Raw genomic sequence first — 14,935 nt, 5'->3', positions numbered from 1 at the left:
TAAGTATGCATCACTCGCTTCCATTAATAACTACTGTGGCTTTTGCCTTCGCTTTAGCGGTTATGTTTGGGTTTATTGCACTCAAATTAAAACTTCCTACCTTAGTTGGCTATTTAATGGCAGGAATTGTAATTGGTCCATTTACTCCAGGCATATTTGCTGATGTGAATATTGCCCAAGAGTTAGCTGAGCTTGGGATTATGTTATTGATGTTTGGAGTAGGACTGCATTTCTCACTCAGTGATTTATTAAAAGTGCGATCGATCGCGATACCTGGAGCAATCGTGCAAATAGCAGTTGCTACTTTATTGGGGGCTGCTGTTGCTATTTTATGGGGCTGGAGTTACGGAAGCGCATTGATTTTCGGGCTGTCCTTGTCTGTAGCCAGTACCGTAGTCCTATTGCGGGCCTTGGAAGAACGAGGAGCTATTGAATCAATTAATGGGCATATCGCAGTTGGTTGGCTTTTGGTTGAGGATTTGGTTATGGTGGTCGTGTTGGTATTGCTACCGCCATTTTCTTTTTGGCTTGGGGGTTCCGTAGGGGAAATTGATGCAGCTCATCCTTTTGCTGTTGTTTTAAGTATTACTCTGGCTAAAGTTGCGGCTTTTATTCTCCTGATGCTTGTGGTGGGTAAGCGTATTTTTCCACTAGTACTTTGGCATGTTGCCAGTACCGGATCGCGTGAATTATTTACTTTATGCATTATTGCGGCCGCAATCAGTATTGCTTATATTGCATCAATGCTTTTTGGCGTTTCATTTGCATTAGGTGCTTTCTTTGCCGGAATGGTTTTGCGAGAGTCCTCTTTTAGTAATCGAGCAGCTGAAGACTCTTTACCTTTAAGAGATGTGTTTGCGGTGTTGTTTTTTGTCTCAGTGGGAATGTTATTTAATCCGATGGTGTTAGTTCATGATCCTTTAAAAATCTTTGAGGTAATCTGCATCATCATTCTGGGAAAATCCGTTGCCGCTTTTGCTTTAGTCCTTCTTTTTCGTTATCCGTTTTATACCGCATTAATTGTTTCGGCAAGCCTGGCACAAATTGGGGAGTTTTCTTTTATTCTCGCAGAGTTAGGGGTGCGCTTTGGCGTATTACCTGTAGAGGCACGAAGTTATATCCTCGCAGGAGCACTTATTTCGATTGCGATGAACCCGTTAGTTTTCCGTTTGATAGACCCTATTAAAAAATGGACTAAACGGTATTCAAAATGGTCGGTTTTTCTTGAACACTCAGATGATCTATTGGCTCAATTGCCGGTTAACACTCCAGATAAGTATCGTAGCAAGCAAGTGGTTTTAGTTGGCTATGGCAGAGTAGGGGAACGAGTGGCTCAACTATTAATTCAAAAAGGGATTCCTTATGTGGTAGTGGATAATAATCGTGAGTTAATTGCTAAATTACGAGCCGAAGGCATCCCAGCTATTTATGGCGATGCAGCTGATCCTTTTGTTTTAGAGCAAGCCCAGGTTGCTCATGCAAGTATGTTGATGCTTCTTATCGCAAACACCATCGATGTACGAAAAATGATAGGGAATGCTTTGAAATTAAATCCTGAAATCGATTCAGTAGTTCGTATGCATAATGAAAAAGAAGCGAAATTATTGCAAGCTAATATCGAGGGAAAAGTCTTTTTTGCTGAGGAAGAGATTGCGCGAAATATCGGGAGTTATGTGCTTAATCGATATGATAAATTGCATGAGGTAACGGAGTAATCGCAGCTTGGCCAAGGGGCAGTGTTCTATCGTATATCGCCTGGATTCCGCGGACAAGCCGCGGGACATAGGGAGCAGAGGTTACATACTACTAATTACCGCATGCGCAACACAGGCACTAGCAGCAACGGCCAACCCCACAACAGCAGGCTTAAAAAAGCTATTCGAATTAGTTGATGCTTTCGTCTTTGCTATAGCATTTTCATTAATTAGCGCGTTTTCAGTTGTTTGAGAAACCTGTTGCGTCGGACCATTAGGCGGACTTGCATTAACCAAAACATCTGCCCGAACAGTAACGTGTACTTTCGAAAAGATATAACCTTCTTTCTCCGCATACAAATCATACTCGCCTGGAGGAACATTTGAAAAAAGAATTCCGCCATCTAATGAAGTACTCGTTAATGAGTGATCAAAAGGATTTGTTTTATGCGCTAATGGAAATATACCAAAGTAAAACGGGGTTGATTCCACCGCTGGTGAAAGTCGTACCGTAACACCTTCGATACCTTGAGGAATATCATCTAAGGTCATATTGGGTGGGGTAACTGTTGCTGCTATGTGACCTTTGCCTGGGGATTGGGTAAAGCCTGTAGCCCATTGGATAAATGAATAAGCCATTTCTGATGGAACCTGAAATGATACATTTTTTAAATAGTTTTTATCATTTATACCTTCAGGTGGTACGATGAACGTTGCTGATTGTGTTGTTTTATATCCTGACCAATAAGAGCCTGGTTTTTCAAAAACTAAAGTAATTGGCTGACCAACAGGCCATTCAATGGAAAACTTTCCTTCCGAGTCAGTGTAAACTCCTTTTTCTTTAGCACCTAGTGGCCAAACTAGTCCATCCGAAATAGCATTTCCGGATACAAATGAACGCGCAAATCCAGAAACAAAAGCTGTTTGTTTGCTCATAAAAATCCCTTTAGATTAAAAATGTAAATAATATCATAGACCATTATAATGAGAATGCGCCTTTTGATTGAGACTATTTTCTTGAGTCTCTTTGATGGTTTGTTGAGGCGTCGGGCGATTTTTAAATTGGAGGATAATCACTTCTAATTCTTCCTCAAATTCAGGGCAATATATTCCTGAGTTTTTTAAAAGCTCAATAGCCTGATTTACTAACTTTCTAGCAGTTTGAGGTTTTTCCTTCTGTTGGAGGGTTCCTTTTTCACAATGAAGTAAATGATTTTTCAGAGTGTGCATGATAAACATGCTTGTGGTTATCACTTCATTGATGCTTATTTTATAGCTTCTAACAGTGAGGTAACAAAGCAATTCTTTTACTGCGCCATGTTGGGCAAATAGAGCAATTTTTTCCAAACGCTTTGAGCTAATTGAGTGTGTTGTTTCGAAGATTTTGACATAAGAAAAATCTTGTTTTAAACGTTTCAGCGCAATCAATGCATTCTCATCATACTGGCCTGCCGCCCCCCATTTAGAGTTCCAGGCAATAGCTTTTAAATCTAATCCCAAACGCATTAATTTCTCTAAAATTTTTATAGTCATTTGATCTGTGGGTTTAATATGCCCACTATTGTTATCCATTTTATGGAAAATCCAAGAAAGACTATTTGTGGTATCAAGTGTGCTCTTTAGGATTATTTTTCCTGCCCCTTGAGTTTTTTCTCCGCCAAAAAAGCTGGAGTGATTAATTACGCCTCTTTTTTTTACTCCACCTAAGAACACCTCTTTATTTTCTAGAAGGCCTAAGACATAGATAATTTCAAGCAGTTCTTCTTGTTTCGTCGGTTTGGGTAAACTGGCTCCTTCAACAATATTTCCTGGTTTAAAATGTAATAACCAAGGCGTTCGTTGAGTAGGGGTCGTCAGATAATTTACTTTAGGTAGGGCATCTAAGTGGTTTATTCCGTAGTTTTGTAGCTTTGTTGGTGATTGCTTTGATAACCATTCTAAAAATTTTTTCGGATGGCGGCTTTGAGGATAGGTACTCATTAAGTAGTCATGCCAGATATCTAACAACTTGGCTCCATATACATGGTTAGAATAAATTTCACATTGATATTCAATGCTTAATCCGTTTTCCAATGTACTTATGTCTAAGTGGTGGGCTAGAGGTCGTTTCATTTTTGCGGCAAGTATTCTTTGTAATGCCTGATGCGATGAAATAAGGTGGGGCAAAGCAAGAACTCCCCATTGTTGCCATGTGCGTTGCATTTTTTCACAGCGATTGACCTGTCCATGATCTTCAATGACAGCGTTTACATTGTCATATTGAGTTTCCTGGTGCATGGAAAAAAAATAAGGAAATTTAGCCATTATTTTTTGTGAGGATAAGGCTTGGAGTAACTTATTTAAATCATTTATTTTAATTGATTGCGTTGTCGCATTTTTTTCAATAAACGGTACGTCAATATTTGTATTGATGATTTTAGAAAAACCATCTTTGTTGAACGAAACCTTTGGATGCTTATCACCAGAAACCCCAATAATCTCCTCTTGGTCTATATTAAGATGTTCTAACAATAAAAAAAGAAGCACTCCTTTTTTCAAAGTAGTTAATGCTTCAGAAATTGTATAACTGCAGGTTTTTAAGGGCATTTTTTATTTGCTGACTTGCATCGATGCATTTTATTTTTCAATTATCTTAAATACGAGTCATGAATTCAATGTGAAGCGACACCGCGGGGTTCGAATCCATGAAAACGGCCTATGTAATCATTAAGGTTTTTGAAATCATGCGAATGTTTAAAAAGGGCAGTTTACTATCTGGATGTACGGAAATAGCGATGAAATCATATTTATTCAATAGTTAAAATGTATAAAATTAATTGGTCAAACAAACTGATAGGCAGTAACATTTTTAAAATATTAAGCACCTTCGGCAATATCCCGAACCGATAAAGTGCTCTTGGCCGCCTTGATTTAATAATTTTTACGATTAATCCAACAATTGCTATTGGTGGCTTAATAAAACGCATCTCTTTTTGATTGCTCCCTGAAATTAAAAGTTTAGCGTAATCTTGTTTATAACGGCTTGCGTCAATATCCAGATATTTTTTTGATAGCGTTATTGCATTTTCTCTGATTTCCGTTTGCAAAGGACCTGATTCAATTAAAACTACACGAATAGGGCTATCAATCGCTTTTAACTCTAAGCGTAAAGCATCATTTATAGCACGAAGCGCATATTTAGATGCCGCATATATACCTCTGTATGGAAAAGCACAGATACTTAACATAGAACTAATATTAATAATTGTTCCTGTTTTTGCTTCATGCATTAATGGCAATATCAAACGTGTAAGTTCACACAAGCCAATATCATTAATTTGAAATTGATATGCTAAGGTTTCATATGCTACATCTTCAATGGCCCCTGCAACTGCAACTCCGGCATTATTAATTAACACATCAACTTTTCCATGACTAAGATAGTTCACTTCATCTACACACTTAACAATCGACTCCTTATTTAATAGATTAAGTAATATGGGATATATATTGGGATGAGTAAACTTCTTTTTTTCCTCATCTTCCAATACTGTTGCAAATACAGTATATCCTTGTTCAGCCATCGATAAAGCCAATTGAAAGCCAATTCCAGAAGAACAACCAGTAATAAGTATATTCATATAAATTATCCTGAATTAAGATTTTCTTATCCTTTCAGCAACGGCTTATAACGTTCTTTAAAATAGTAAAGAAAATAGCTTGTACCCAATAAAGCAAGTAATGCCATAGGAATGCTCGGTGGGTTTAAAAAAACAGCAAAAAGAATATAATTAAGCACAAATGGAACTAAAAGGCATATAACAATTAAAGGTATCGCATAGTTAAATAAAAAAAACAGTCCCATAAAAATTTCAACCATCTTCATAAAGATAAAAAGATAACCGGTGGTACTCAGTGCGGAAAGTAAACTTTGCCCATGTGACGAAGTAGAGGATTTAGGCAGCATATTTAAATGGAACAAATCATTAATTCCATAGAGCAAGAATAAAAGGCCTATTATGATTCGAATACAATGATACAGTTTTTTATTGAGAAACATCATTTCCTCTCCTAATCTATTCTTTATAATCAGCATTAAATAATTTATCCATAAATTTCCCACCTATGGGGCCACCGAAAGAAATATTAGGACACTCATCCCTTAGTTTTTTTTCAAAATAAATAACACCACCATATCGGTGATGTATTAAATGACGCGTTTTTAAACGGCGAAACCATTTATACTGATTTAAAAGAGAATGTTTGAAATGCACATTGTCATGAATATAATAAAAAGCTACTGCATACAACAAGGTAGTTATTATAAAAATAAGCGAATACATTAAAGAAAATAGCATAAAAGCAGCACACTCCACCGCAAGAATAACAGACAGCCAAATAATATGCTCAATTATATTATAACGATCTAAATCGCTGTGATTCGCTATTTCTTTATGCCGATGATGAGCAAACAAATGATACTTATATATTGCGACCCCCCAGATTTTGCAATGCAGAAAAAAATGAATAAACCAACCAATACAAACAGCAAGAAAATAACTACCAATAATAAAAAGCAGAACACTCATAATAAAAATCCTTACACAACATTTGGTTTTTACATTTCCTTGCCTTTGTTCCACATCTAGTTTTGGGTAATAAAACATAATGGGGAATGATCCATATTTTTTTTTACATTAATAAAAGTCGATATCAAAATAATCGAAATATTAAGCAAAATGATAATTACAATAGTGCTAGCGTAAACAATTGGAGTAACATTTAGGTACATCTCCAAGAGAGTTTTTTGTAATAAATAAGCGAGAATAATGCCGATAAAACTAGAAAACACTGCATAAAATCCATATTCACATAACCAGATTCCCATTAAACGAGAGTGTGTTATCCCAAACACTTTGAGCATAGCCGTTTCTGTTTCTCGCTCCTTCCGGGTAGTCCATAACACCATGTTTTGTGAAACAATCCCAACAAAAAGAACGAAGAGGAAAATCCAGGCAGTTAAGATAGATAATTGTTGAAAAAAGTGTTTGGCTTGCTCAATAAGCATAGCTATGGATAAAACTGAAAACGAAGGAAATGTTTGGCGCAGTAAATCCAAATCGGCTTCTTGAGATGCAAGTAAACGAACGCCAACCAAATAACTAATAGGGATATGTTCCATAAGCGATTGAGGCACGATAATGTAGAAATTAGGCTGTTGATTTGCCCATGCAACTTTTCGTATGCTGGTAACAGGTACAGAAAGTTGTTGTTCGGCGATATGCAACGACAGTTTGTCACCTACCTTAATTCCAAAATTCTTTGCCAAGCCTTCTTCTATAGAAGCCTGGTACGCCTGATTTTTCGCACTAGACCACCATGTTCCGGAGATTATTTGGTTATCTAAAGGCAATTGATTGCTAGCCGTTATATTTAATTCACGTGTTAAGGCATTATTATGAATGTGCTCCCCACTTTCATTTTTTTTCAGAGGAACTCCATTTAACATGGTTAATCTACCACGCAAAATGGGATATTCATGCACCATATGCAATTTATGGAGAGTAAGGAATTGTTTTAACGGATTTATATTTTCCGGTGCAATATTGAAAATAAAATAATTAGCCGTATTAGGACGAATTTGCTTTTGCCAGCTATTAAGCAAACTGTCATAAAGCAGGTAGCTAAAACAGGCAGCAAAAGAAATAAGAGTGAAAACGATAATTTGTATATAGCTCTGAGGCATATATCGTGCGATGTTAAGAGCAGCTATATTTAAAACAACAGGTAATTTATGAGCAATTTTTCGTAAAAAAGTCCCCGAAGCAAAGCACAGTGTTTTTGTTATTATTACAATGAGACACAAAAACAAAAGTCCGAATAAAAGCAGCCGTGTATCTTGTAAGTATGCATAAAGTAATGCGAAAAGTATTACGCCTTTAACGAAAACAAATAACCAATGAAAAGCCTCCTTTTTGAAAGGTTGACGTCGTAACACGTGTAAAGGAGAAACCTGGCTTAAACCTAGCCAATGTTGAAACCCAAAAACAAACAGAAACAAGCCACAAAAAAGTAGAGATTTTACTCCCGAAGTCCATCCAACAGGCCCAGAATCCCCGGAAAGAACCCCGGGTAATATAGATTCTAAAAAAGAATGCCACACCGAATGAATTGCAAATCCTAAGGGCAATGCAATTAGCCCCGCAAGAAAAATTAATATCAGAAATTGAACCACTAAAAGAATAAGAACTTGTGGCTGTGTCATGCCTAAACACCGCAATAGTCCAACTGATACATCGTTTTTTCGATTATATTCTTTTAAGCCTACGTTAATTACACTAGCTGTTAATAACAGAATGAGAAAAATAGAGATTTTTAAATAACTCATAATTTGAGAAAAACCCGTTTTCAATTCAAGTCTTCCATCTAAAGCTGAAACTGCACTCTGGCCATTTTGCAGCAAGGGCTTAACCCATGCAGCATAAGGTTCTATTTGACCAGCAATAAGAACTAAATAGTCCGCTTTGCTTCTGGGGCTAAGAATGTTAGCTTGGGATAAATCCTCTAACGACATCAAAACTGTAGGAGCGATTTTAAATTGCTCTGATTGGCCATCAGGAGTTGCATACAAATAACGCTCAAATAGATAATTCTTAGTCCCTATTTCAATAGTATTTCCCGGATGAACATGCAATTGCTCCGCGGCTCTGGGTTCTAACCAGACCGAACCTGGCTTAGGCAGAGCATTGCTACTTTGTATTGTTTTTGGATCTGCTTTGTCACTGCTTCTTATTTTTCCGTATAAAGGATAATTAGGGCTTACTGCTTTTATCTGGATGTTGGCGAACTGAGTATCGGGTGTTTTACTGGCTGCAATGGTATTGGTATAGACTACATTTGCCGTAGCCAAATTCATTTTAGTTGCTTGTTGTTGCCAAAGTTGGGGTAATGGACGAGGGCTTTTTAAAATCAAATCGCCACCGAATAATTCAGCTGCTTTTGTATTAATCCCAGTTTGTATTCCTTCAGAATACCAGGAAATACTAGATAATAAAGTAACGACCATAATCATTAATAAGAAAATAGCGCTTAATCCACCCTTACGCCAATTACGAAAAAACAACAAACTTGCAAAATAAACTAATTGGTTAATACGCATGTAAACATCCATTAACAATAGTAAATTTTCGTTGGCAGCGATCAGCCAATTTAGAGTCATGAGTTACAATAATGAGAGTGGTTTTAAACTCTTGATTTAATTTGAACACCAAGTCACTGATTAAAAACCCATTTTTTTCATCTAAATTAGCTGTAATTTCATCTGCAAAAAGAATTTTAGGCTGAGTGACATAAGCTCGCGCTATTGCTACTCTTTGCTGTTCACCACCAGATAATTGATTAGGATAGTGGTGCAAGCGCTCACTCAAACCTACCTGTTTTAAAATATGCTTTGCCATTAGTTCAGGTTGTTTGATACCTTGGATCTCTAAAGGAAGAGTGACATTTTCAATAGCATTTAGCATCGGTAATAAATAAAAGCTCTGAAAAATAAAGCTAATTTCTTTCGATCGTAATTTGGATTTCTCGCGGTCGCCAAGAGTAGCCAGGTCATATCCCGATAAATATATTTTTCCGCTGGAAGGATTGTCCAGACCAGCTAATAATGCCAAAAGAGTTGATTTACCTACACCAGAAGGTCCACATATTGCGATGGTTTCTCCTTCATGGATTTTTAAGCTAACATTATGCAAGATAGTTAAGGTTTTCGAATGAACTAGAACCTGTTTTCCTACATTTTTTGCAACAATAATCGAGGGTCTATCAATGAGATCAATCATTTTTTATCTACTCATACTCTGTTCATCACTTGCAACAGCAACCAACAATATTTTAATTATAGGAGATAGTTTGAGTGCAAGTTATGGAGTCGAAGAAAATAAAAGCTGGAGTGCGTTAATCAAAGAGAATTTACATAAAAAATACCCTGATTATTATCTAATTAATGCGAGTATTAGTGGTGAAACTAGCAACGGGGGGCTAAGCCGTTTACCTGAATTATTAGCAAAATATCAACCACGTATTCTAATTATTGAGTTGGGAGCTAATGATGGATTACAAGGATTACCTATTCAAGTGATTGAAAATAATTTAAGTCAAATGATCCGCCTCGGAAAAAAATCTGGATCACAAATTTTATTAGTAGGAATTCGCATTCCTGAGAATTTAGGTCCTACTTATACCCAACGCTTCACAGCAATTTATCCTAAATTAGCAGAACAAGAAAAAGTTCTTTTATTACCCAATCTACTAGAAGGAATTGATGAAAATCCCGAACTATTTCAGGAGGACGCTCTACATCCGAATCAACAGGCCCAATCGTCAATCAGTGCCAATATATGGAACAAGCTATCTATCCTGCTTAGAACCCATTAAGGGGGTTTAAGCATAAAAGCAATTATTATTTAAGGAAGAGGTTTGGAGTCATCACGACCGTTGATTTGCTTGAAAATTATACTGAGTTGAAAGAAGAAGTGGCGGCATTGCTAGGAGAATTGTGCTTCATATACTTTGTTTGCACGATAATTAAAATTGCTTCCTTTATTTAAATTAAACTCGGGAGCCCTGTCTACATTAAACTCCTTGTGCTTTTCCTGGATACCTTTCAATTTTTGGATGCCCTTGGAGCTTATGTCTTGATGGCGATTTCGAGATTGCATTAGCTCGAGCCGAGCGAGTAAAACATCCTGAGGATTACATCTATTAATGAACTGTTCTAAGTACTCTGTAGCTAATTCATATTTAATAGAATAATAGCCTATAATGAATGTCGTTGAAAAAATCCCTAATTTTGATAATCAATTAAAAAGTGAGCAAGTAGCAAGTCCTAATCAATATTTTTCCGATAAATGGTATGAAATCTTCGTGAAAATCAAAGCTTTTTAAGCCTTAATCATGATGCTGCCAGGATCGAAAAAGCCGAATTTAATTACGATAATATGCAAGAAAAGCTAAATACCATGCATTATGCGGGTTTAATTGACTGGGCTGATTATAAACGCCAGAGTAATACAAATTGGGAACAATGCTAAAAGCGTTTCAAGATTGCTTTGAACATCGAGGTGCTCCCGTCAATTTTTCTTTTCCTGTGAAACAAGGCGACTTTGCCACTGTGGGGATGCGTAGACACACCTGATGCAGACTATCGCGTGATTGTTTCAGCAATTCCGATTTCATTTCTTGTCTATAATTCCAGGAGGATAATTTTAAAATATGGAGATTTAAATGAACAATCAATTTCAATATAGACGCCTGGATAAAGATGATTGTGCTCTATTATTAGTTGATCATCAATCAGGACTTATTTCTCTAGTCCAAGATTTTTCACCCAATGAATTTAAGAATAATGTCCTTGCGGTTTCAGCTTGTGGCAAATACTTTAAATTACCCACGGTGCTAACTACAAGCTTTGAACAAGGTCCGAATGGTCCTCTTGTACCTGAATTAAAAGAAATGCATCCTGAAGCTGCTTATATTCCACGCCCAGGAAATATTAATGCTTGGGATAATCCAGATTTTGTTAAGGCCGTAAAAGCCACCGGAAAAAAGCAATTAATTATTGCAGGTGTTGTGACTGAGGTATGTGTTGCTTTTCCCGCTCTTTCAGCAATAGAAGAGGGGTTTGAGGTATTTGTTGTGACTGACGCATCAGGTACGTTCAATGAGGTCACTCGTCACAGTGCTTGGTTGCGAATGCAGGCTGCAGGTGTGCAATTAATGACATGGTTTGGTATGGCGTGTGAGCTTCATCGTGATTGGCGTAATGACATCGAAGGATTAGGTAATTTGTTCTCGAGCTATATTCCTAATTATCGTAATCTAATGACCAGTTATTTTGATAAAATGAATGCTGGTAAGTAATTTTTAAGGATCACCTGGTTGTTGGCAACCAGGTGATCCTTAAAATTTTAAAATCCCATTGTTTTGACTCATTTTTTTCCATAACCTGCATGATTAAGAAAATATTTTTATCAACATGATCAATAACTTCATTGACAAGAAAAATGCTATTCTATAAATTTCCGCCCTTTAACTCGAAGCAATTAAGGGACTTGGATATGCCTAAAAATGATTTCTTTCGTAGTTCTAGTGTAACCACCGCGGGTATTCCGGGTGGAGCAACTGCTACCGTTTCTGGACTTGGTGGTGGACTTTCTCAATCCGCATTGGCAGCACAAAAAGCAAGTGCTGTACTTTCCGCAAACAGTGGTCAGCGTGATTCGTTATTCAACGCATTAAAAGCTTTATTTGATGATCAACCCAAAATGGAGCCTTCTGTCTTAGAAACGTACTTACCTGAATTGAAAGATGGATTGATTGCAACAGATAACTCTATAGCATTTGTAGTTCGCAATGTTTTATTAAGCATTTACAGTGGCGCAACTCATTTAGCCCAAGTCCCGAGTGATGTGTCCTCCGTAATTAAACATACGGGAGATGGTTTATCACACGTAGAAACTCCATCAGATAAAGTGCAAGAAGCGTTCAAAAAGACATCTACATTTAAAGCGAATGGTAATGGCTCATTCCAGAGTATGCAGAGCGTATCAGGGGCAATTGCTAAGCAAAGCGAGAAGGTGATGGAAGGCCTGAATAGGGAGTTTCCGAGAAATAATTCACACGTTAGCCCCCATGCACAATTTGCTTCCACTCTTGCAGGTGTGAGCATAGGCATTACAGGCGCGTTGCCTATGGCGTTGGCATTAGGTACTGATCTTGTCGGAAAAACGTCCAAGGAAACAAGTGTAACAAGTCACTTTTTATCGGAAGAGTCAGCAAGCCGAGACGGTAAAAAAAATGTATATGTTGCAAGTAGCAATGTTTCAAAAGCAACACAGAATAGTGATAGTCAACAATCCAAAGGGCGGTCACTGGAGTTAGATGAAGAATTATCCAATATGGACCATGCTTCTAACTTGCTATCTAATCAAAGTCTTACCTCTCCTATAAACACCGTATTAATTCGTTTAATTGCCTTATCTTTATTTGTAAAGTCATCACGTGCGCTTAACAAAACGTCACTTGTAATGTCGGAAGGACGGTTAAAACGAGCTCTGGTTGAGGCAACAGCTCAAGGATCTTCTGGCGGTGTTGATCGTATTAATAGTTTACATTCAAACTTGAGTTCTTTATCCAATATCTTGCGTCTTTGTGCAGATAATCTAAAGGGCCCAACTGCAATTGAAACTACAGTGCAAAGCAGTGAAGTTATTTCTAGCCGTTCAATGTCAGTATTATTAAGTAATGTTTCACAACTTGCTGATGCGGTACGTCAATTGCTAAATCAGCAACAAGTAAATCAGGAAGAAAGTTCCTCTAGTGTTAGTATTAATCGTGTTGTCGATTTAGCGAAGCAGGGCATTTTAAATAACTCAGAAGCTATGATCAAAGCAGTGCTTGATCGCGTTGAACAAGAAAATGGTCAACATGTTATTCCTGGACTAAATCGAGATATGGCAAGCCAATTGGAAACAGGCTCTCAATCGAGTTTAGCCTCTCTTTTATTGACCCATAGCGTGTTTACTAATCCAAGCTTATTGGCTACCAAAGCAAGCAAGGGAGGGGTTAATACGAATGATGCTCAGAAAAATGAAGCATTGATGGAAACACTGCCTAGCCTAACTCAAGGGCTTAACATGATCCAGGCATCAACGCGAAACATGATGCAAGAAATGGAAAAAGTCATGGGGCAAGGTAGTTCCCAAAAAGATGGCTCTCTATTATCGACACATCATACAGGTGCGAGTAATACAGCCGCTCTTTATTGGGCAGTAAGCGCTATTTTGCTAATCTGTGATGAAATGCTCAGTGTTTGTCGCTCACTTAGTTTAATTGATAAGAATCGCGCCAATGAGCTTTCTCAAAAAATTAATGAGCTACCAAGCAAAGATGAATCCGCTCAATCCAGTGAACAGATTGCTTGGGATAGTCATTCGCAGCAAGAAAGCAGTGCAACACACGCCATCACTGCGTTACGTCTTACCTTATCACATAGCGGAGTTTCTCTAATGAGAATCGCTATGGCATTACACCATGCAGTAAAAAATAACATGGATACTGAACAGCACGATCTTGCGATGCATACTTTACAAAGGACGCTGTTGTCTTCTGCTGCAGAAGCACTGTGCTATCTTGCTGAGGGATCTTTATGGTCAACTGGAGGGGCTTTAGCCTTGCCCGTCCTGTCAAATGGTTCGGCTAATTGGTCACACAAACAAGCTCATTCTACTGATCAACATTTGCATCCTGTGCAAACCCATGAGAGTGAAAAATCCAGCAAAGAAAGTACAGAGACATTTCAACCAATTGGTTTTTTCACCGATGCTGTTGCTGGCACTGTGACCAACGTCGTGAAAGTTTTAGCACAAGGTAGTTTGATTGGCTTGGATACTACAATCGAACTCATTAAGATCTTGGAAATTCTTAGTTTGCATCGTGATTCACATGTTGCACTGCGCGTTGAAAGTAACGACTCATCGAACCCCAATGGCCTATCTAAAAATATTGTTGAAGATCCAAGTGTTGGTTCTAGTGCTGGAACAGGGGCAATACTTATTAATATGTTGGCCTCATTACAAACAGTAGATCAATGCTCTCAAACTCAATTAACTTTAACTGCCCAAGAGCGTTTAAAACAAGTGGTGGATCAGCAGATTGAAGGCTTGGCGGTGTTGGATGATGATGAAGAGGCACGTGACAATAAACAAGGCTTAAAAGAGTTTTATCGCATTATTATTGGCTTGTTGGCACCTCAGCAAAATGTACAAGCTCAAGATGATTTAGTGAAACGGCTGGATTTTGGCGGTATTTCTTTATCAAGTTATCATTCGTTATTTGGCGCTTATGATGAGGAGCCTAGAAGGGATCTACGATTCGTAGGACACTTTGCAAATGATGATGATGCGCAAGGCATATTGCGCCGATTCATTGATGAAGCCAAAAAAACAGGCTCTCCTTTATTAAGCCGTTTGCATAATGCACTACCTGAAGAACAGCGCAGCACCAAGGCACAGGTATTGTATGAGCATGTGTTTGAAGAGGTATACCAACGTTATAAGCAAGTCAAAATAAACGACATTATCATCCATGGTTCCGGTAGAAGAAAAGAACCGACCCGTAATGCATTCAAAACGGATATGGGGTTGATGCCAGTCCAGCAAGAAGTGAATGTTGAAGAAGATAATGGATTGAGATTAAGGTAAATT

Annotated in this window: 11 protein-coding genes; 4 read left to right on the top strand and 7 right to left on the bottom strand. The window is 37.7% G+C overall.

Features of this window, described 5'->3' with window-relative positions:
* Positions 1-5: 5 nt before the first annotated feature.
* Positions 6-1,715: a YbaL family putative K(+) efflux transporter gene (gene ybaL, locus J2N86_RS08505; RefSeq protein WP_252578965.1), complete on the top strand. Its 1,710-nt coding sequence runs from the start codon at positions 6-8 to the stop codon at positions 1,713-1,715.
* Positions 1,716-1,796: 81 nt separating this feature from the next.
* Here the strand turns inward: ybaL and J2N86_RS08500 are convergent, their stop codons facing one another.
* The 7 genes from J2N86_RS08500 to J2N86_RS08465 form a co-directional block, all read right to left on the bottom strand.
* Complete coding sequence (locus J2N86_RS08500) at positions 1,797-2,630, bottom strand: DUF2012 domain-containing protein (RefSeq protein ID WP_252578964.1); 834 nt, start codon at positions 2,628-2,630, stop codon at positions 1,797-1,799.
* A 33-nt stretch (positions 2,631-2,663) separates the two neighbouring features.
* Positions 2,664-4,280 (bottom strand): hypothetical protein, encoded by a 1,617-nt coding sequence (locus J2N86_RS08495; protein WP_252578963.1) that lies wholly within the window; start codon positions 4,278-4,280, stop codon positions 2,664-2,666.
* A 200-nt stretch (positions 4,281-4,480) separates the two neighbouring features.
* On the bottom strand, positions 4,481-5,314 hold the full coding sequence (locus J2N86_RS08485; RefSeq protein WP_252578962.1) for an SDR family NAD(P)-dependent oxidoreductase: 834 nt from the start codon (positions 5,312-5,314) through the stop codon (positions 4,481-4,483).
* Positions 5,315-5,340: 26 nt separating this feature from the next.
* The gene (locus J2N86_RS08480) at positions 5,341-5,736 is read right to left on the bottom strand and encodes a hypothetical protein (protein WP_252578961.1); all 396 of its coding nucleotides are present in this window, start codon (positions 5,734-5,736) and stop codon (positions 5,341-5,343) included.
* A 13-nt stretch (positions 5,737-5,749) separates the two neighbouring features.
* On the bottom strand, positions 5,750-6,262 hold the full coding sequence (locus tag J2N86_RS08475; protein WP_252578960.1) for a hypothetical protein: 513 nt from the start codon (positions 6,260-6,262) through the stop codon (positions 5,750-5,752).
* Positions 6,263-6,318: 56 nt separating this feature from the next.
* Positions 6,319-8,832 carry an ABC transporter permease gene (locus J2N86_RS08470; RefSeq protein WP_252578959.1) on the bottom strand — a complete coding sequence of 838 codons (2,514 nt, stop codon included), beginning with the start codon at positions 8,830-8,832 and terminating at the stop codon, positions 6,319-6,321.
* Positions 8,822-9,511: an ABC transporter ATP-binding protein gene (locus J2N86_RS08465; protein ID WP_252578958.1), complete on the bottom strand. Its 690-nt coding sequence runs from the start codon at positions 9,509-9,511 to the stop codon at positions 8,822-8,824. Before J2N86_RS08465 ends, J2N86_RS08470 begins: the two co-directional genes overlap by 11 nt.
* On the opposite strand from J2N86_RS08465, the gene J2N86_RS08460 reads away from it, so the two are divergent.
* The 3 genes from J2N86_RS08460 (at position 9,498) to J2N86_RS08450 (ending at position 14,932) form a co-directional block, all read left to right on the top strand.
* A complete protein-coding gene (locus J2N86_RS08460) occupies positions 9,498-10,106 on the top strand; it encodes an arylesterase (protein WP_252578957.1) in 609 nt (202 codons plus the stop codon). The two genes, J2N86_RS08465 and J2N86_RS08460, sit on opposite strands and share 14 nt — an antisense overlap.
* Before the next feature lie 849 nt (positions 10,107-10,955).
* Complete coding sequence (ycaC, locus tag J2N86_RS08455; RefSeq protein WP_252578956.1) at positions 10,956-11,591, top strand: isochorismate family cysteine hydrolase YcaC; 636 nt, start codon at positions 10,956-10,958, stop codon at positions 11,589-11,591.
* A 197-nt stretch (positions 11,592-11,788) separates the two neighbouring features.
* On the top strand, positions 11,789-14,932 hold the full coding sequence (locus tag J2N86_RS08450) for a hypothetical protein (RefSeq protein ID WP_252578955.1): 3,144 nt from the start codon (positions 11,789-11,791) through the stop codon (positions 14,930-14,932).
* The last annotated feature ends 3 nt before the right edge of the window (positions 14,933-14,935 follow it).

Origin of the sequence: Legionella lytica (assembly GCF_023921225.1) — a bacterium.
Taxonomy (GTDB): domain Bacteria; phylum Pseudomonadota; class Gammaproteobacteria; order Legionellales; family Legionellaceae; genus Legionella; species Legionella lytica.
This window is presented reverse-complemented; position numbering and strand designations above follow the sequence as displayed.